This window comes from Spirillospora sp. CA-128828, from assembly GCF_050945415.1.
In the GTDB taxonomy this organism is placed as follows: Bacteria; Actinomycetota; Actinomycetes; order Streptosporangiales; family Streptosporangiaceae; genus Spirillospora.
The window spans coordinates 2,695,521-2,714,395 of the sequence record NZ_CP191986.1; the positions used below are offsets into that span (position 1 = coordinate 2,695,521).

Sequence of the window (18,875 nt, forward strand, 5' to 3'; positions counted from 1 at the left end):
TGGGTTGCACAACCTGCGAGCACGTTTACACGTCAAGTAGTCGATGTGAACAGCGTTCGGGTCATTTAGGTAGAGGTTCACAAACGACGGCGGCGCCGGTTGTGCATGATTCGCGCCCGATGCGCGACCACCGGAGGAGGCCCTCGATACTGGGGGAGTGAGCAGGGTCATCGCGGGCAGCGCGGGAGGACGGCGGCTGGCCGTCCCGCCCGGACGGGACACCAGACCGACCAGTGACCGCGCCAGAGAGGGCCTCTTCTCGACGGTGCTGGCATTGCTCGGGCCCCTGGACGGGCTGCGGGTCGCCGACCTGTACGCGGGATCGGGCGCCGTCGGCCTCGAAGCGCTCTCCCGCGGCGCCGGCCACGCGCTGCTGGTCGAGTCGCATCCGCGCGCCATGAAGGTGATCCGGCAGAACGCCGGGGCGCTCGGGCTGCCCGGCGCCGTCCCGTGCGCGGACAAGGTCGAGCGGCTGGTCCGGCGGAAGCCCGACGAACCGTACGACCTGATCTTCGCCGATCCGCCGTACGCGCTGGCGGACGCGTCCGTCACCGTCCTGCTGGAGGACCTGCGCGACCACGGCTGGACCGCCCCGGACGCACTGGTCGTCGTGGAACGCTCTGCCCGCGGCCAGACGTTGACCTGGCCGGAAGGCTACGAAGCCGAACGGGACCGGCGGTACGGAGAGGCGGTGTTCTGGTACGGCCGCGCCGCCGGCCGTTGACAGGACCGGAGTTCGGGTAGAGGCATGCGCATGAAGCCCGGGATGGATCGCGCGGTGGGACGCGCCTGGGTTATCACCTTGGTGATGTCCATAGCCCTCCTCGTGAACATCACCTACGTCCAGGGCTTCAAGGCGCAGTCTCTCCGGGACGACTCCCTCAACGCCCGCCAGTTCGAGAACCGCTTCAAGATCGACCGGGGCCCCATCGTCGCGGACGGAGAACGGCTCGCCTGGTCGGAGAAGACCGGCGACGACCGCTACCAGCGCCACTACCAGGACGGCCCCGCCTTCGCCCCCGTCACCGGGTACTTCTCCGTGTTCTCCCAGACCGGCCTGGAAGACGCCGAGAACCACTTCCTCGACGGGACCGACCCCCGGCTCAAGGCCACCAGCATCGTGGACAAGCTCATCGGCAACCCCGTCCCGGGCGGGACGGTCGAGGCCACCGTCGACGTCAATGCGCAGCGTGTCGCCCACGACGCGCTGACGTCCAGTGGTGCCCGGCGCGCGGCGGCCGTGGTGCTGAACGCCAGGACCGGCGCGATCCTCGTGATGGCGTCCACCCCGTCCTTCGACCCGGACGAGGTGTCGTCGCTCGACCGGGAGGAGGCCACGAACGCGTTCGACCGGCTCGGCGACCAACCGCTCAAACCGCTGCTCAACAAGGCCGCCTACGAGCTGTTCCCGCCCGGCTCCACGTTCAAGACCGTGGTCGCGGCGTCGGCGCTCAAAGCCGACGCGAGCGAGGACACGCTGGTCCGGGCCGGACGCGCCTACACGCCGCCGGGCGCGGGGCAGTCGATCAGCAACGACGCGGGCGACATCGGCGGCTCCTGCGACCTGAGCCAGATCCCGCTCATCGAGGCGTTCGCGCAGTCCTGCAACACCACGTTCGCCTACATGGGCGCGGAGGCGCCCGGCAACGACGCCGTCCACGCGGAGGCGGGAAAGTTCGGGTTCGGCGACGGGATCGAGTTCGCGGACGGCCTGACCAGCGCCCCCAGCTCCTTCCCGGAGACCGGCCAGGCGTCGCTCAGCGCGCTCGGCTCCATCGGGCAGGGCAGCACGGTCGCCTCGCCGCTGCAGATGGCGATGGTCGCCTCCGGGGTCCTCAACGACGGCGAGGTCATGCGGCCCCATCTCGTCGACAAGCTGCGCGCCCCGGACGGCGTGACGGTCGACACCATCTCGCCGCAGCGGATGTCGAGCGCGCTCACCTCCGGCCAGGCGCAGCAGATGCGGGACATGATGGAGGCCGTCGTCGAGCGGGGCACCGGCGAGTCGCTGCAGGGGACGTCCATCCTCGGTGGCAAGACCGGGACCGCCGACATCGAGGGCGCCTCGTACAACGACCGCTGGTTCATCGGCTTCGGCCCGCGCAGCGACCCGCGGTACGCGGTCGCGGTGCTGACCGAGGCGCCCGGGTACGGCATCGAGTCCGGGCCCATCGCGGCGCGGATCGTCGACGCGCTGCCGGGCTGAGGACGGCCCGGCGAGCCCGGTGGAAACCGTCCCGAATGCGATTTGGTACGTTCACGCCGCAGGTCAGAAACCGGGACCGAAGGGGTTCGCGTCGTGCGCCGTGTCGTCTGTCCGGGATCGTTCGACCCCGTCACCAACGGGCATCTCGACATCATCAGCCGCGCCTCCCGTCTGTACGACGAGGTGGTCGTCGCGGTGCTGATCAACAAGAACAAGAAGAGCCTGTTCACCGTGGACGAGCGGGCCGACATGATCACCGAGGTCACCCGGGAGTACGGCAACGTCTCGGTGGACACCTTCTACGGACTCACCGTCGAGTACTGCAGGGAACAGGACATCCCGGTGATCGTCCGTGGGCTGCGGGCGGTCAGCGACTACGAGTACGAGCTGCAGATGGCGCAGATGAACCACCGGATCGCCGGCGTGGAGACGCTGTTCATGGCGACGAACCCCGAATACGCGTTCCTGTCGTCCAGCCTCATGAAAGAGGTCGTGAAGTTCGGCGGGGACATCTCCGGGCTCGTCCCCGACAGCGTCCACGAGCGGCTGGTGGACCGGCTCCAGAAGTCCGGCTGACGGACCGGCCGTGAGCCCGGCCCTGGCAGGCGGGGCGCGAGTTGGGTCATCGGCCCGTGTTCGGTACTCTGGGACATCGGCCATCACAGGCGGCCGCAGTTCACCATGCCGCACGAAAGCAGGAATCCGCTGACACGCCACGACTCCAGCGCCCCTCTCAAGCTCGATACACGGGCTCTGGGCAGGCAACCCGGGTCGTCGCGGGAGGAGCACCTGTCCGTGCCGGCACCGGAGGATTTCGGCGCCCGGCTGGTGGGCGTCCCCGAGGGCGCCGCGATCGAGCTGGACCTCCGGCTCGAAGCGGTCCTGGAGGGGGTGCTCGTCACCGGCACGGCGACGGTCCCTCTGGAGGGGGAGTGCTCCCGCTGCCTCGATCCGATCGCCTCGACCTTCGAGGCGGACTTCCAGGAGCTGTTCGTCTACGACGACACCCGCTCGGGCGGGAACGCCGACGACGACGAGCTCCGCCTCGAGGGCGACCTCATCGACCTCGAACCGGTCCTGCGGGACGCGGTGGTGCTCGCGCTGCCGCTGTCCCCGCTGTGCCGGGACGACTGCCCGGGCCTGTGCCCGGACTGCGGTGCACGGCTGGCGGACGCCGAGCCGGGGCACCACCACGACGCAGCCGATCCCCGATGGGCGGCGTTGCGGGACCTCGCCGGCGACATGGCGGCGGCGAACCCCGACCGGGGGAACGGGAGCTCCGGCTCCCGTGGTTCATTCGACCGACGAGAAGGAAAGCAGGAGGGCTGAGGTGGCCGTCCCGAAGCGGAAGAAGTCGCGCAGCAACACGCGGCACCGGCGTTCGCAGTGGAAGACCGCGGCGCCGAACCTGGTCGAGTGCCCGACGTGCCGCGACCACAAGCTGCCGCACACCGCGTGCGCGACGTGCGGAACCTACGACCGGCGGCAGGTCATCGCCCCGTCGGCCTGAGACTTCTCGCATCCTGGGGGGCGGATCCGCGCGAACGGCGCGAGCCGCCCCTCATGGTGCGGAAGGGCAAGCACACCCGACCACCCGGCGCGTCCCGTCGGCGTGGTGACCGGCGCGGAGACTGCGCCCGGAGCCGTGGTGCACGCCGGGACGATCCGACCGGCGCGCACCTCGTCTTCGCGGACCCTCCCCGCCGAGCGTCCTCGCCGTACCGGCCTCCTCGGCCGCGCGCCACAGACGCGACCGCGCCATGCGCGGCGCACGGCCTGCGAGGAGGGCCTGTGAGCGCCAAGAAATCCGAACCCGCGCCGGACCGCGCGGAACTGACCGCCGCGCTCGGCGTGGACGTCGGCGACGAGCTTCTCGAACGTGCCCTGACACACCGTTCGTACGCGTACGAGAACGGCGGCCTGCCCACCAACGAGCGCCTGGAGTTCCTCGGCGACTCGGTGCTCGGGCTCGTCGTCACCGACACCCTGTTCCGGAGCCATCCCGACCTGCCCGAGGGGCAGCTGGCCAAACTGCGCGCCGCCGTGGTCAACATGCGCGCCCTCGCCGGCGTCTCCCGCGGCCTCGGCGTCGGCGCGCACATCCGGCTCGGCCGCGGCGAAGAGGGCACCGGCGGCCGGGACAAGGCCTCGATCCTCGCCGACACGCTGGAGGCGCTGATCGGCGCCGTCTACCTGGACCGCGGCCTGGACGAGGCGTCCGCCCTCGTGCACCGGCTCTTCGACGGGCTGATCACCCGGTCGGCGGCCCTCGGCGCCGGCCTGGACTGGAAGACCTCGCTGCAGGAGCTCACCGCCGTGGAGGAACTCGGCGTCCCCGAGTACCACGTCGCCGAGAGCGGCCCCGACCACCAGAAGACGTTCCGCGCGTCCGTGCGGGTCGGCGGGAAGACCTACGGGTCGGGCGAGGGCCGCAGCAAGAAGGAGGCCGAGCAGCACGCCGCCGAGGCGGCCTGGAACGCCATCCGGGAGATCGTCGTCCAGCGCCAGGCCGAGGCGCAGGGCGAGCAGGCCGCGCAGGACGGGCAGGCGAAGCGGAAGGCCCGCGAGGCGGGGCAGGCGGCCCAGGCCGGTGCCTGAGCTCCCCGAGGTCGAGGTCGTCCGCCGCGGCCTGGAGCGCTGGACGACCGGCCGCACCGTCGCCTCGGCCGAGGTGCTGCACCCGCGGTCGGTGCGCCGGCACGAGGCGGGCTCCGCCGACTTCGCCGGGCGGCTGGCCGGCCGCACGATGCTGGCCCCCCGCCGCCGCGGCAAGTACATGTGGATCCCCCTCCGGGGCGGAGCGGACGACCCTCCCGGGGAGGCGGTGCTCGCGCATCTCGGGATGAGCGGGCAGCTGCTCGTGGGCGAACCCGGCCGGGAACGCGAGAAGCACCTGCGCGTCCGGGTCGAGTTCGACGACGGCGGCCACGACCTGCGGTTCGTCGACCAGCGGACGTTCGGGCACCTCATGGTCGCCGACCTCGTCCCAGACGCGTTCGACGGGCGGGCGCTCGTCCCCGAGCCGATCGTGCACATCGCCGCCGACCCACTGGAGGACGCCTTCGACGCGGAGGCGTTCTTCCGCGCCCTGCGCCGCCGCAAGACCGGGATCAAGCGGGCCCTCCTCGACCAGTCGCTGATCAGCGGGGTCGGCAACATCTACGCCGACGAGGCGCTGTGGCGGGCCAGGCTGCACTGGGCGCGGCCGACCGAGACGATGACCCGGGCGGAGGCCGCGCGCGTCCTGGAGGCCGCGCGGGAGGTCATGGGGGCCGCCCTGGCGGTCGGCGGCACGTCCTTCGACAGCCTGTACGTCAACGTGAACGGCGAGAGCGGCTACTTCGAGCGGTCCCTGGACGCCTACGGGCGGCGGGACGAGCCCTGCCGCCGCTGCGGCTCGCCGATCCGCCGCGACGAGTTCATGAACCGCTCGTCCTACACCTGCCCGGTGTGCCAGCCGCGCCCCCGGCGGGCACGGTACTAGGGTGCCGGGACCGAGGGGGGACGTGATGGACGAGGACGACGAGATCGTGCGGCTCACCGCATGGGTGCGCGGACGCGTCCAGGGCGTCGGATTCCGCTGGTGGGTGCGGGCACGGGCGCTCGAACTCGGCCTGGCCGGCAGCGCGACGAACCTGAGCGACGGGCGCGTCGAGGTCGTGGCGGAGGGGCCGCGCGGCAGGTGCAGGCGCCTTTTGGAGCTGCTGGACGGCGACGCCCCCGCCGGGCTCCCCGGGCGTCCCGGCAAGGTCACCGGCGTCGCCGGGCGCTGGAGCGAGCCGCGCGGCGAGACCGCCGGTTTCCGCGAACGCTGACCGGGTAGGGAGTACCGGTTTGTACCTGCTAAACTAGTAGAGGAAGGTTGTTACCGGCCTGTGATATGCGTCTTGACCAGGACACCGGCCGGTGCGACTCTAGACGGTACGCGCACCGACTTCAGCTGATTCTCGTGCGCGGATCCTGCTGGTTACTCAGCGTGGAGGACCCTTAGTCATGGCGAAGGCTCTACTCGGCCACGTCGGCGGTCCCGACCCCCGGATGGTCGCGGAGATGCGGCGCCTGCAGCAGCGCGTACGTGATCTGGAGGCCGAGCTCGTACGGCTTCAGGCGGAGAACGACGCGCTTGCGACGGCGACGGACGACGACGTGATGTCGCTCGCGGTAAAGGACCGTGAACCGGCGCTGACCTGATCAGCGCCTTCTTCTCTCTCAAGCAGACAGGGACGCCGCTACCAGGCGTCCCTATTGTTTGCTGTGCTTATGGCAGTGCACTCCTCCTTCGGGCGCAGGGCGCCCTCCATCGTCGGGCACTGCGTGCGATCGCTGGCATCGCATCCGACTCGCCTAGCGGCTCGCTACGCGATCAGGTTCTCGCAGGCTCGAACCTGCCTTCGGACGCGATCGCGATGGCCCAGGTCGTCGCGTGGTTGCGGTGGTGGCTGGGGTGGGTGCATCAGTGGCTGTGCGTTGTGCTCGCGTGGTGCTGCGGTCAACTCAGCGTCACTTCGATCGAGCCTGTCGGAGGCCGGGCGGGACCCGGCTGGTGTCGCGGCCGGCCCTTGGGGGTGCTTGGCGGCCATGTGGTGGTCAAGCTTCGGTGCGGGTTTTGGGCGTCCGATTTTTCGTCTTGTGCGTTGATTTCTGGCGTTGGGGATATTTAGTCGATCGTGGGGTCCGTGTCCGGGTTTTTGGGGCGTGGGCGTGCGTGTGCCGTGCTCCGGGGGGCCGCGGCCGGTATCGTTCGACGGATGTTCCAGGCGCCGAAACCGCAGGAGGGGGACGGCTAGCGCGTGTATCTGAAGAATCTGACGCTGCGCGGCTTCAAGTCCTTCGCGTCCTCCACCACCCTCAAGTTCGAGCCGGGCATCACCGCCGTCGTCGGGCCGAACGGGTCCGGCAAGTCCAACGTCGTGGACGCGCTGGCCTGGGTGATGGGGGAGCAGGGCGCCAAGTCGCTGCGCGGCGGCAAGATGGAGGACGTCATCTTCGCCGGGACGGCGAGCCGGGCTCCGCTCGGGCGCGCCGAGGTCGTGCTGACGATCGACAACTCCGACGGCGCGCTGCCGATCGACTACACCGAGGTCACGATCAGCCGGCTCATGTTCCGGTCGGGATCGAGCGAGTACGCGATCAACGGCGACTCGTGCCGCCTGCTGGACATCCAGGAGCTGCTGTCGGACTCCGGCATCGGCCGCGAGATGCACGTGATCATCGGGCAGGGGCAGCTCGACCGCGTCCTGCACTCGGGGCCGGAGGGGCGGCGCGCGGTGATCGAGGAGGCGGCCGGCGTCCTCAAGCACCGCAAGCGCAAGGAGAAGGCGCTCCGCAAGCTGGACGCGATGCAGGGGAACCTCACGCGCGTCCAGGACCTCACCGGTGAGCTGCGGCGGCAGCTCAAGCCGCTCGGGAAGCAGGCGGAGATCGCGCGGCGGGCCGCGGTGATCCAGGCCGATCTCCGGGACGCCCGGCTCCGGCTGCTGGCCGACGACCTCGTGACCCTGCGGACGAGGCTGGAGCAGGAGGCCGCCGACGAGGCCGCGATCCGGGAGCGGCGCACCGAGACCGAGCGGGCGCTCGCCGAGGCGCAGGAGCGCGAGGCCGTCCTGGAGGCCGAGGAGGCGGAGCAGGCGCCGAGGCTCGCGCAGGTTCAGGACACGTGGTTCCAGCTGTCGGCGCTGAAGGAGCGGCTGCGGGGAGTCGCCGACCTCGCCGCCGAGCGGCACCGCAACGCGGCGGAGGCACGCGAGGAAGAGCGGCGCGGGCGTGATCCGGAGGACATGGAGCGCGAGGCCGCCGAGATCCGCGAGCAGGAGGAGATGCTCCGCGCCGCCCTGGACGAGGCGCAGGACGGGCTGTCCCATGCCGTGGACGAGCGGTCGGCCGCCGAGGACGCCCTCGCCGCCGAGGAGCGCCGCCTGCAGTCCGCCGCCCGCGCGGCGGCCGACCGCCGCGAGGAACTGGCCCGGCTGCGCGGCCGGGTCGAGGCGCTGCGCAGCAAGGCCCAGGCCGGGCGGTCGGAGATCGGGCGGCTCACGGACGCGCGGGAGGAGGCCGGGCAGCGCGCCGAGTCCGCGCAGGCCGAGTTCGAGGCGTTCGAGGCCGAGGTCGTCGAAGACCCCGCACTGGCCGCCGAGCACGAGGTCGTGCAAGAGGCGCTCGCCACCGCCAAGGACGCGGCCGAATCCGCGCGCGCGGCCGTCGACGGCCCCAGAGGCGCCTTGAAGGAGGCCCGGGCGGCCGTGGGTTCGGCCCGTTCCGCCGACCAGGCCGCTCAGAAGAAGGTCACGGCGCTTCAGGCGCGGATCGAGGCCCTGAACCTGACGCTCGCCAGCGCGGCCGACGGCGGGGATGCCCTGCTGTCGGCGGGGTCCGACGGCTCGCTGGACGGGGTGCTGGGCACGGTCGCGTCACTGCTGAACGTCCGCGCCGGATACGAGACGGCGGTCGCCGCCGCGCTCGGCAACGCCGCCGAGGCCATCGCCGTCGGCTCCCTGGACACCGCCGAGGCCGCCCTGTCGCTGCTGCGCTCTCGCGATGCGGGGCGGGCCGGGCTGCTCATCGGCGGGGGAGCGGCCGCGACGTCCCAGCGGGTCGCCGGGGTCGACTACGCGCTCGACGCGGTGAGCGTGCCGGACGCCGTGCGGCCCGCGCTTGAGCATCTCCTGCGCGACGTGGCCGTGGTGGACGACGTGCCCGCCGCCGTCGCGCTCGTCCGCAGGGAGTCCTCTCTGCGAGCCGTCACGCGGGACGGCGAACTCGTCGGCGCCCACTGGGCGCAGGGTGGCGCGGCGGGTGGCGGCCAGAGCCTGCTGCAGATGCGCGCGACGCTCGATGAGGCCACCGAGGACCTTGCCGCGGCCGAGACCGCGGCCGCCGCCGCTGCTGACGAGCTGACCTCGTCGGTCGAGCGCGAGCATGCCGCCCAGACGGCGGTGGAGGCCGCAGAGGGCGCCGCTGCCGAGGCCCAGGCAGGGGTCAACCAGGCCCAGGCCGAGCTTGACCGCGTCCGCGCGCGCTTGCGGGAGTTCGATGCCCAGGCCGCGCAGGAGGCCAAGCGCGCCGCCCGCCTGGAGGCCGACGTCCGTGCCGCCCAGGGCGAGGCCGAGCGGCTGACCAAGGCGCTCGACGCGGCCAACGAGTCTCTGGAGCGCGACACCGAGGCCGCCGAGGAACTGGCCATGCGGCTCGCCGAGGCGGAGGAGGCCGCCGAGGTCGCCGCCGAGGCCGGGCACGACACCGAGACGCGCGACGAGCTGAACGCCCGCTGCCAGGAGCTGCGCACCGCCGAGATGGAGGCGCGGCTGTCGGTCCGCACCGCCGAGGAGCGGGTCCAGGCCATCGCCGGCCGCGCCGACGCCCTCGAACGCGGGGCGCGGCGGGAGCGCGAGGAGCGTGCCCGGGCCGCGCACCGCCGTGCCCGCCGTGAGGAGCAGGCCAGGGTCGCCAAGGCCGTCCTGCGGGGCGCTCGGACGGCCCTGGAGCGCATCGAGCACTCCCTGGCCGCCGCCGTCCGCCGCCGTGAGGCCGCCGAGCAGGCCAAGGCGGCCCGCGAGGCCGAGCTGAAGGTCGTCCGCAACCAGGTGCGTGAGCTGTCGGCGACCCTCGAACGCCTGGTCAACGTCGTGCACGGCAACGAGGTCGCCCGCGCCGAGCAGCGGCTCCGGCTGGAGCAGTACGAGCAGCGGGCGCTGGAGGAGTTCGGCCTGGAGGTCGAGTCGCTGGTCTCGGAGTACGGGCCCGACCAGCTCGTCCCGCCCGACCCGGAGAAGGGGGAGGACGCGCGGCCCGTCCCCTACGACCGGGCCGTACAGGAGAAGCGCGCCAAGTCCGCCGAGCGGCAGCTCAACCAGCTCGGCAAGGTCAACCCGCTCGCGCTGGAGGAGTTCGCCGCGCTTGAGGAGCGGCACGCGTTCCTCACCTCGCAGCTGGAGGACCTGAAGAAGACCCAGCGGGAGCTGCTCGGCCTCGTCAAGGAGGTCGACGACCGCGTCCAGCAGGTGTTCGCCGCCGCCTACGACGACACCGCCCGCGAGTTCGAGCGGATCTTCGCGCGGCTGTTCCCCGGCGGTGAGGGCAGCCTCTCGCTGACCGAGCCCGGCGACATGCTCGCCACCGGTGTCGAGGTCGCGGCCCGCCCGCCGGGCAAGAAGGTGAAGCGGCTGTCGCTGCTGTCCGGCGGGGAGCGCTCCCTGGTCGCCATCGCGTTCCTCGTCGCCGTGTTCAAGGCCCGCCCGTCCCCCTTCTACGTGCTGGACGAGGTCGAGGCCGCGCTGGACGACACCAACACGCAGCGGCTGATCACCGTGTTCGAGGAGCTGCGCGAGTCGTCCCAGCTGATCGTCATCACGCACCAGAAGCGCACCATGGAGGGCGCCGACGCGCTCTACGGGGTCAGCATGCGCGGCGACGGCGTCACCCAGGTGGTCAGCCAGCGGCTCCGCGACCACGACTGAGACGGGCCCGATTTTCAGATGACGGCAATATCCGTCCCGTCATGTGGAACGTGACACCGCCCAATGTTCTGCATTTCGGGCGGACGGGAAAACTGGTCCCAGGTATTTTTGCCGTCCAATAACTGTTTGGTTACCCCGCATTTGCGGTGGTGACGCGTAATCGGAGGGACCCGCCGCCACCGACCGTGATGACGTGGCGACGCTCGCGGGCTTGTGCGTCCGAGTGGTGATCCACTACCCATATGCACCGGCGGTTCTCCGGCTCCCCTCACCGGGCTCCCCCCGTCCGGTACGGAGAACCCCTGGAGAGGTGGATGCCCGTGGACACCGGGAAACTCAAAGACAATTTCGCCCTGGTCGGCGCTAACGGCGTGGAGGTCGCCGAATATTTCTACGCCGACCTTTTCGCGCGGGAGCCGCAGCTCAGGTCGATGTTCCCGGCGGCGATGGCCAAGCAGCACGAGGTGCTCCTCGCCGCGCTGTCGCAGATCGTCTCGTCGGTCGACGACACCGAGACGCTGGTCCCGTTCCTGCAGGAACTCGGCCGGCGGCACTACGGCTTCGGCGTCGTCGCCGACCACTACGGTCCGGTTGGCGCGAGCCTGCTCGCGACCCTCGCCTACTTCAGCGGCCCGGCCTGGAACGAGGACCTCGAACGCGACTGGACGGCCGCCTACGGCCTCGTCGCCAAGGTCATGACGGAGGCCGCGGCGGAACCCGTCGCCTGATCCGCGTGGACGCCCAGCGACTGAAGGACAGCTTCGACCAGGTCGCCGGAGAGGGCGACGCGGTGGCCCTGTTCTTTTACTCCGACCTTTTCGTACGCAACCCCCACCTCCGCGACATGTTCCCGATCGGGATGACGGGCCAGCGCGACAAGCTGCTGCGCGCCCTCGGCCACATCGTGTCCCGGGTGGACGACCTGCCGGCCCTCGTCCCGTTCCTGCAGCAGCTCGGCCGCGACCACCGCAGGTTCGGCATCGTGGCCGAGCACTACCCGCACGTCGGGGCCAGTCTCCTCGCCACCCTCCGGCACTTTTCCGGAACGGCCTGGACCGACGACATCGAGAGTGACTGGACCGCCGCCTACACCCTGGTCGCCAAGGTGATGCTGGAGGCCGCCGACGAGAACGCCCTCAGCACCCCCGCCTGGTGGAACGGGCAGGTGGTCGCGGTCGAGCGGCGCCGGTTCGACATCAGCGTCCTGCGCGTCCAGCCCGACCGGCCGCTGCCGTACACGCCCGGCCAGTCGGTGGCGCTGGAGGTGCCGTCCCGGCTGCGGCACTGGCGGTACTACTCGATGGCGAACGCCCCGCGTCCCGACCAGACCGTCGACTTCCACGTCCGGCTGGTCGACGGCGGTCCGGTCAGCCCGGTCCTGGTGCGCGGAATGCAGGCCGGCGACCGCGTCCGCATGGGCGCCCCCATCGGAACCCTCACCCTGGACGAGGGCTCCGGACGCGACGTCCTGCTCGTCGCGGGCAGCACCGGCCTGGCGCCGCTCAAGGCGATCCTTGAGCAGATCGCCGGCCGCCCGGCACCGCCGCGCGTGCACCTGTTCTTCGGTGCCCGCACCAGGGACGGCCTCTACGACCTGGAGGACCTGACCAAGCTGGCCGGCGAGTTCACATGGCTCACCGTCGTCCCGGCCGTGTCGGACGAGCCCGGCGGGCACGGGTTCTCCTCGATGCTCCAGTCCGGGGACGACGGCGTCGAGCACGGCAACCTGTCCGACGTGGTCGCCAGGCGCGGCCCCTGGGACGGTCACGACGCCTACGTGTGCGGGCCGTCCGCCATGGTCGGGCACACCGTCGAGCAGCTGACGCGGCTCGGCGTCCCACGTGACCGGATCCGCCTGGAAACCTTCGCAGACGCACAGAGGTGAGCGCGTTGAACTCTCCCAACCTTCCGGTCGTCTCCGAGGGCTCGCGGCTGACCCCGGGCGAACTCCACTCGGTGGTCTTCGCCCGGGCCGCCCTGGGGCGCCGCGGATACGACGAGGAGCAGGTCCGCAACTTCCTGCAGTACGTGGAGCGGGAACTCGTCCAGATCTTCACCGACAAGGCCGCCCTTGCCGAGGAGGTGAACCGGCTGCGCGCCATCGCGGCCAAGGGCACGCGGGGCGTGATGGCGCCCGAGGACGCCCACTTCCAGGCCGTCCGCATCCTGTCGCAGGCCCAGCAGACCGCGGACCTGTACGTGGCGGACGCCGAGCGCTACACCCGGGAACTGGCCCACGAGGCCCGCCTGCACAGGGAGGCGATCCTCTCCGACGCCAAGGGCCGCGCGGAGCAGCTGCTGGAGGAGGCGCACCGCAAGGCGGCCGCCGTCGCCGACGCGGCCGTCCGCGCCGCCGAGCAGCAGGCGCCGACCGTCCGCGTGCAGGCCCTCCCGGACGACGAACGCCGCGCCATGGAACAGGAGATCGCCTACCTGCGCACCTACAGCGACGTCTACCGCACCCACCTGCGCTCCTACCTGGAGGCGCTCCTCCGCAACGTCGACGAATGGGAATCCTCCGAACGGGCATCCCTGCCTGGGGGAGTGCCTGACCCACCCCTCCGGCACTGACGGCGGGGTTCCGCGTGGGTCGCACGCGCAGCCGGGCCCGCCGCGTGATCAGCGGGCCCGGCGCAGTGCGTTCGGCGCAGGAGCGCTTGTCTGGAAAACTGGGGGCGCTATGGAAATTGTGATCGTCATCGCCGCGCTGGCCGCCGTCGCGTTGATCGTCGGCGGCGTCACGCTGCTGCGGCCCCGCCGTGGCCGCCCGCGCCCGCCGGTCGAGCGGCCCTCCGAACGGGCGGGCGGCGCGACCGCCGCCGGCGAGGCGGAGGCCGGCGCCCCGACCATCGAGAAGGCGCCGCCGACCGAGGTGCCTCCGCCGCGGCCCACGGTCGAGATCGAGAAGCCGCCGCCCGGCGCCGGCCGGCTCGTCCGGCTGCGGGCGCGGCTCGCCCGCTCCCAGAACACCTTCGGCAAGACCCTCCTCGGCCTGTTGTCGCGCGACACGCTCGACGAGGACGCCTGGGAGGAGATCGAGGACACCCTGATCGCCGCCGACATGGGCACGTCGGTGGCCCGCCAGGTCACCGAGGACCTGCGGACCCGCGTGCAGGTCCTCGGCACGCGCAGCCCGGAGGAGGTCCGGGGGATGCTCAAGGAGGAGCTGCTCAAGCAGATCGGCACGGACCTGGACCGGTCCCTGCGCACCGAGGCCCCCGGCGACCGTCCCGCCGTGCTCATGGTCGTCGGCGTGAACGGCACCGGCAAGACGACGACGTGCGGCAAGCTCGGCCGCGTCCTCGTCGGCGACGGCAACACCGTGCTGCTCGGCGCCGCCGACACGTTCCGCGCCGCCGCCGCCGACCAGCTGGAGACGTGGGGGACGCGGGTGGGCGCGCAGGTCGTCCGCAAGGACGAGGGCGCCGACCCCGCCAGCGTCGCGTTCGACGCCGTCAAGCAGGGCATCGACTCCAAGGTCAACGTGGTGATCGTCGACACCGCCGGCCGGCTGCACACCAAGACCGGGCTCATGGACGAGCTGGGCAAGGTCAAGCGCGTCGTGGAGAAGCAGGCCACAGTGGACGAGGTGCTGCTCGTCCTGGACGCGACCACGGGCCAGAACGGCATGCAGCAGGCCCGCGTCTTCGCCGAGGTCGTCAACGTCACCGGCGTGGTGCTGACCAAGCTGGACGGGACCGCGAAGGGCGGCATCGTCGTCCAGGTGCAGCGGGAGCTGGGCGTCCCGGTCAAGCTGGTCGGGCTCGGCGAGGGTCCGGACGATCTCGCGCCGTTCGAGCCCGAAGCCTTTGTGGACGCGATCCTCGGCGACTGAAACGACACCGGAATCGCCTCACATCCGGGAAATACGGCATGTGAGGATTCGGAAACACCGGTGAAACACGCCGGGGCCGGTTTTCACACCCCGGAAACGTAGCGGCACACCGGGCGAAACCGCCGCACAAGAGTCTCTGAGCAGTTCGAAGTTCCTGGCGAGGAGGGACTCTCTCAGAGATGAAGATCGATAGCGGTAGTACCGCCTGGATGCTGACGAGCACAGCGCTCGTCCTGCTGATGACACCCGGGCTTGCCTTCTTCTACGGAGGCATGAGCCGGGCCAAGAGCGTGCTCAACATGATGATGATGAGCTTCGTCAGCATCGCCGTGGTGGGCATGGCGTGGGTCGTCTACGGCTACTCCCTCACGTTCGGCGACGGCGGCCCACTCAGTTCGTTCATCGGCGGGTTCGGTGACTGGGGACTCGTCGGCCTGGAGAAGGCGGCAACGGCCGACGACGGGACGGGAATCCCGCAACTGGTATTCGTCGCGTTCCAGGCGACGTTCGCCATCATCACCGTCGCGCTGATCAGCGGCGCCATCGCGGACCGTGCCAAGTTCGGGGCCTGGGTCGTGTTCACCCTCGTCTGGGCGACGCTGGTGTACTTCCCGATCGCGCACTGGGTGTGGTGGTCCGACGGCGAGGACGGCGGCAAGTCCGGCTGGCTGTTCCACCTCGGCGCGCTCGACTTCGCCGGCGGGACGGTCGTGCACATCAACGCCGGTGTGGCGGCGCTCGCGCTGGTGCTCGTCCTCGGCAAGCGCAGGGGCTGGCCGAAGGAGCCGATGCGCCCGCACAACCTGCCGTTCGTCCTGCTCGGCGCCGGGCTGCTGTGGTTCGGCTGGTTCGGGTTCAACGCCGGGTCGGCGCTGTCGGCCGGCTCCACCGCGGCCGTCGCGTTCATCAACACGCTCGTCGCGACCTGCGCCGCCGCGTTCGCGTGGATCGTCGTCGAGAAGCTGCGGGACGGCTCGTCCACCACGCTCGGCATCGCGTCCGGCGTCGTGGCCGGGCTGGTCGCCATCACCCCGGCCTGCGCGTACATCACCCCGCTCGGGGCGATCGCCCTCGGCCTGATCGCCGGCGCGGTGTGCGCGTTCGCGGTCGGCCTGAAGTACAAGCTCGGGTACGACGACTCGCTCGACGTGGTCGGCGTCCACATGGTCGGCGGCATCGTCGGCGCGCTGCTGATCGGCTTCCTCGGCACCACCGCCGTGAACGACGCCGGCGCGGACGGGCTGTTCGCCGGCGGCGGGTTCGCGCTGCTCGGCAAGCAGGCGGTCGCGGTCCTCGCGACCCTCGTCTACTCGTTCGTCGTCACCTACCTGATCGCGAAGGTCATCGACCTGGTCATGGGCTTCCGGATCAGCGAGGACGACGAGGCCGCCGGCATCGACAGCACGGCGCACGCGGAGACGGCCTACGACTTCGGCACCATCCGCGCGGGTAGTGGTTCCGGTGCGACCATCGCGGCACCGGCCGCCGTCTCCGAGAGCGCGGCCAAGAAGGTGGAGGCGAAGGGATGAAGCTCATCACGGCGGTCATCAAGCCGTTCAAGCTGGACGAGGTCAAGAAGGCCCTGGAGACCTTCGGGGTCAAGGGCATGACCGTCAGCGAGGCGAGCGGCTACGGGCGGCAGAAGGGCCACACCGAGGTCTACCGGGGCGCCGAGTACCAGGTCGACCTGGTGCCCAAGCTGCGGATCGAGGTGCTCGTCGACGCAGAGGACGCCGACGACATCATCGACGTGATCGTCAAGGCGGCCCGCACCGACAAGATCGGCGACGGGAAGGTGTGGGCCGTCCCGGTCGACACCGTCGTCCGGGTCCGCACCGGCGAGACCGGCCCGGACGCCCTCTAGGGAGCACGGTGACCCTCGCCCGCCCACCGGCCGGAGACCAGGCCCCCGAGGCCGCTCCGGCCGATGGGCACGGAACGCCGGAATCGGCCCGCGCCGCCCTCGCGGCGGCGCGGGCCTCCCGCGCCGACGACCTGGACCGCTGGCTGACCTCCCTGCTCACCACCCCCCGCCCGCACAACGCCCACGCCCCCGTCCCGGCGAACGGCGCGGATGGTCCGGGCACCGGCTCGGGCGGCCCCGCGCGCTCCCAGGGTGGCGGCGGTGCGCTTCCGGATGGCGTCGCGCTCGTCGCGGTCGGCAGTCATGCCCGCCGTGAGCTGACCCCCGGCGGCGACCTCGACCTGGTCCTGCTGCACCGCGGCCTCGCCGGCGTCGCGGCCATCGCCGACCAGGTCTGGTACCCGGTCTGGGACTCCGGGCTGCGGCTCGACCACTCCGTCCGCACCGTGCACGAGGCCCGCACCGTGGCGCGGGGCGACATGAAGGCCGCGCTCGGGCTGCTGTCCGCGCGGCGGATCGCGGGAGACCACGCCCTCGTGGACGAGCTGCGCGCCGCCGTCCTCACCGACTGGCGTGCCGACGCCCCCGTCCGGTTGCCCGAGCTGTCGGCGATGTGCCGCGAACGCTGGGAAACCCAGGGCGAGCTGGCGTTCCTGCTCGAACCGGATCTGAAAGAAGCCCACGGCGGCCTGCGGGACGTCCACATCATGCACGCCGTCGCCGCGTCCTGGGTGGCGTCCGCCCCGGACGGACGGGTACGCGCCGCCCACGACCTCCTCCTCGACATCCGGCACGCGCTGCACGAGGTCACCGGCCGCTCCTCCGACAAGCTCGTCCTACAGGAGCAGGAGGCCGTCGCCCACGCCCTCGGCCTGCTGGACGCCGACGTCCTGCTACGCACGATCGCGGAGGCCGCCCGCACCATCACCTACGCGGGCTCCCACCTGTGGCGCCGTGTCGACCGGGTCGGCAGGCGCCGGGGCGCCGCCCGGCGCGACGGGGACGGGCACGGCTCCGAACGGCGCGGTGTCGAGCGGCGCCCCGTCGGGGACGGGGCCGTGGAGCATGACGGCGAGGTGGTGCTCGCCCGGAACGCCGACCTGAACGACCCGGCCCTCGTCCTGCGGCTCGCCGCGTCCGCCGCGCAGGCGGGCCTGCCGCCGGCGCCCGCCACGGTCGCCCGGCTCGCCGAGCGGGCCGTGCTGCCGCGCAGCCCGTGGCCCGCCGAGGCCCGCGACGCCCTCGTCGCCCTGCTCGGCGCCGGGCCCGCCGCGATCGCGGTCTGGGAGGCGCTCGACCAGGCCGGGCTGATCGTCCGGCTGCTGCCCGACTGGGAACGCGTCCGCAACCGTCCGCAGCGCAACCCCGTCCACCGCTTCACCGTGGACCGCCACCTCGTGGAGACCGCCGCCGGCGCCGCCGCGCTGACCCGCGAGGTCGCCCGTCCCGACCTGCTCCTCGTCGGCGCCCTCCTGCACGACATCGGCAAGGGCTGGCCCGGCGACCATTCGACGAGCGGCGCCGTCGTCGCCCGCGACATCGGCGCCCGGCTCGGCTTCCCGGAGGACGACGTCCGCGTCCTGGAGACGCTCGTCCGCCACCACCTGCTGCTCCCGGAGACCGCGACCCGGCGCGACATCGACGACCCCGTGACCGTCCAGACCGTCACGGCCGCCGTCTCCGAGGTGCCGGGACGCGAACGCGAGATCCTCGACCTCCTCGCCGCCCTCGCGATCGCCGACGGCGGCGCCACCGGCCCCGCCGCCTGGGGCGCGTGGAAGGCCGGCCTCGTCGCCGAGCTCGCCCGCCGCGCCGCCGCCGCGCTCTCCGGCGGGACGCTCCCGCCCGTCCCCGCGCCGGCGCCCGACCACCTCGCCCTGTCCCGCCACGACGGCGCCGCCGTCCGCGTCACCGGCTCCCGGATCACCATCGCCGCGCCCGACCGCACCGGCCTCCTCTGGCGCGCCGCCGGCGTCCTCGCCCTCCACCGCCTGGCCGTGAAGACCGCCCGCACGATGTCCTCCCTCGACGGTGAGGGCGGGACGGCGGTGCTGGACTTCACGGCCGTCCCCGAGTACGGGACGCCGCCGGATCCGGCCGGCCTGGAGGCTGATCTGCGGCGCATGCTCGCCGGACGGCTCGACGTGGCCGCCCGCCTGGAACGGCGCGCGCGGTCGGTGCGGACCCGGCCCGGGATCACCGTGCCGCCGCCGCGCGTCATGATCCTCGAAGACGCGTCACGGACCGCGACCGTGATCGAGGTGCGCGCCCACGACGGCCCCGGCCTGCTGTGGCGCGTGGGGCAGGCACTCGGGTCGTGCGGCCTCCAGATCCGGGCCGCCCAGGTGGACACGCTGGGCGCCGAGGCCGTGGACGTCTTCTACGTGGTCGACGAGCAGGGCCGTCCGCCGGAGGACGCCGCCGGGCTCGCCGCGGTGCGGGAAGAGGTGCTCGCGGCCCTGCGTTGACCGGACGTGGCCGAGGCCTTTCGCCGCGCCCGGAACGCCCGGCTGGAAA

At 72.1% G+C, this 18,875-nt stretch carries 17 protein-coding genes; all 17 read left to right on the forward strand.

The window, feature by feature from the left end:
- Nucleotides 1–157 precede the first annotated feature (157 nt).
- On the forward strand, nt 158–724 hold the full coding sequence (gene rsmD / locus ACQPXG_RS13490) for a 16S rRNA (guanine(966)-N(2))-methyltransferase RsmD (RefSeq protein WP_433468002.1): 567 nt from the start codon (nt 158–160) through the stop codon (nt 722–724).
- Nucleotides 725–808: 84 nt separating this feature from the next.
- On the forward strand, nt 809–2,206 hold the full coding sequence (locus tag ACQPXG_RS13495; protein WP_433468003.1) for a penicillin-binding transpeptidase domain-containing protein: 1,398 nt from the start codon (nt 809–811) through the stop codon (nt 2,204–2,206).
- A gap of 93 nt (nt 2,207–2,299) precedes the next feature.
- Nucleotides 2,300–2,782, forward strand: coding sequence for a pantetheine-phosphate adenylyltransferase (coaD, locus tag ACQPXG_RS13500; RefSeq protein WP_433468004.1), 483 nt, complete (start codon nt 2,300–2,302; stop codon nt 2,780–2,782).
- 105 nt (nt 2,783–2,887) lie between these two features.
- On the forward strand, nt 2,888–3,535 hold the full coding sequence (locus ACQPXG_RS13505; protein WP_433468005.1) for a YceD family protein: 648 nt from the start codon (nt 2,888–2,890) through the stop codon (nt 3,533–3,535).
- 1 nt (nt 3,536) lies between these two features.
- A complete protein-coding gene (gene rpmF / locus ACQPXG_RS13510) occupies nt 3,537–3,716 on the forward strand; it encodes a 50S ribosomal protein L32 (protein WP_067632153.1) in 180 nt (59 codons plus the stop codon).
- Nucleotides 3,717–3,997: 281 nt separating this feature from the next.
- Nucleotides 3,998–4,804 (forward strand): ribonuclease III, encoded by an 807-nt coding sequence (rnc, locus tag ACQPXG_RS13515; protein WP_433468006.1) that lies wholly within the window; start codon nt 3,998–4,000, stop codon nt 4,802–4,804.
- Entirely contained in the window at nt 4,797–5,690 is an 894-nt protein-coding gene (gene mutM, locus ACQPXG_RS13520) for a bifunctional DNA-formamidopyrimidine glycosylase/DNA-(apurinic or apyrimidinic site) lyase (RefSeq protein ID WP_433468007.1), read from the forward strand. The genes rnc and mutM overlap by 8 nt, the downstream gene beginning before the upstream one ends.
- Before the next feature lie 25 nt (nt 5,691–5,715).
- Nucleotides 5,716–6,021 (forward strand): acylphosphatase, encoded by a 306-nt coding sequence (locus ACQPXG_RS13525; protein ID WP_433468008.1) that lies wholly within the window; start codon nt 5,716–5,718, stop codon nt 6,019–6,021.
- A 178-nt stretch (nt 6,022–6,199) separates the two neighbouring features.
- Nucleotides 6,200–6,397, forward strand: coding sequence for a hypothetical protein (locus tag ACQPXG_RS13530; protein WP_021598747.1), 198 nt, complete (start codon nt 6,200–6,202; stop codon nt 6,395–6,397).
- Nucleotides 6,398–6,996: 599 nt separating this feature from the next.
- Nucleotides 6,997–10,659 carry a chromosome segregation protein SMC gene (gene smc / locus ACQPXG_RS13535; RefSeq protein WP_433468009.1) on the forward strand — a complete coding sequence of 1,221 codons (3,663 nt, stop codon included), beginning with the start codon at nt 6,997–6,999 and terminating at the stop codon, nt 10,657–10,659.
- Nucleotides 10,660–10,973: 314 nt separating this feature from the next.
- Nucleotides 10,974–11,387 (forward strand): globin domain-containing protein, encoded by a 414-nt coding sequence (locus ACQPXG_RS13540; protein ID WP_433468010.1) that lies wholly within the window; start codon nt 10,974–10,976, stop codon nt 11,385–11,387.
- A 5-nt stretch (nt 11,388–11,392) separates the two neighbouring features.
- A complete protein-coding gene (locus ACQPXG_RS13545; RefSeq protein WP_433468011.1) occupies nt 11,393–12,544 on the forward strand; it encodes a globin domain-containing protein in 1,152 nt (383 codons plus the stop codon).
- 5 nt (nt 12,545–12,549) lie between these two features.
- The gene (locus tag ACQPXG_RS13550) at nt 12,550–13,230 is read left to right on the forward strand and encodes a DivIVA domain-containing protein (RefSeq protein WP_433468012.1); all 681 of its coding nucleotides are present in this window, start codon (nt 12,550–12,552) and stop codon (nt 13,228–13,230) included.
- 109 nt (nt 13,231–13,339) lie between these two features.
- Nucleotides 13,340–14,494, forward strand: a complete 1,155-nt coding sequence (gene ftsY / locus ACQPXG_RS13555) for a signal recognition particle-docking protein FtsY (RefSeq protein WP_433468013.1) — start codon at nt 13,340–13,342, stop codon at nt 14,492–14,494.
- A gap of 179 nt (nt 14,495–14,673) precedes the next feature.
- Nucleotides 14,674–16,023: an ammonium transporter gene (locus ACQPXG_RS13560; RefSeq protein ID WP_433468014.1), complete on the forward strand. Its 1,350-nt coding sequence runs from the start codon at nt 14,674–14,676 to the stop codon at nt 16,021–16,023.
- Nucleotides 16,020–16,358, forward strand: a complete 339-nt coding sequence (locus ACQPXG_RS13565) for a P-II family nitrogen regulator (protein ID WP_347636836.1) — start codon at nt 16,020–16,022, stop codon at nt 16,356–16,358. The genes ACQPXG_RS13560 and ACQPXG_RS13565 overlap by 4 nt, the downstream gene beginning before the upstream one ends.
- An 8-nt stretch (nt 16,359–16,366) precedes the next feature.
- Complete coding sequence (locus ACQPXG_RS13570; protein ID WP_433468015.1) at nt 16,367–18,826, forward strand: [protein-PII] uridylyltransferase; 2,460 nt, start codon at nt 16,367–16,369, stop codon at nt 18,824–18,826.
- The last annotated feature ends 49 nt before the right edge of the window (nt 18,827–18,875 follow it).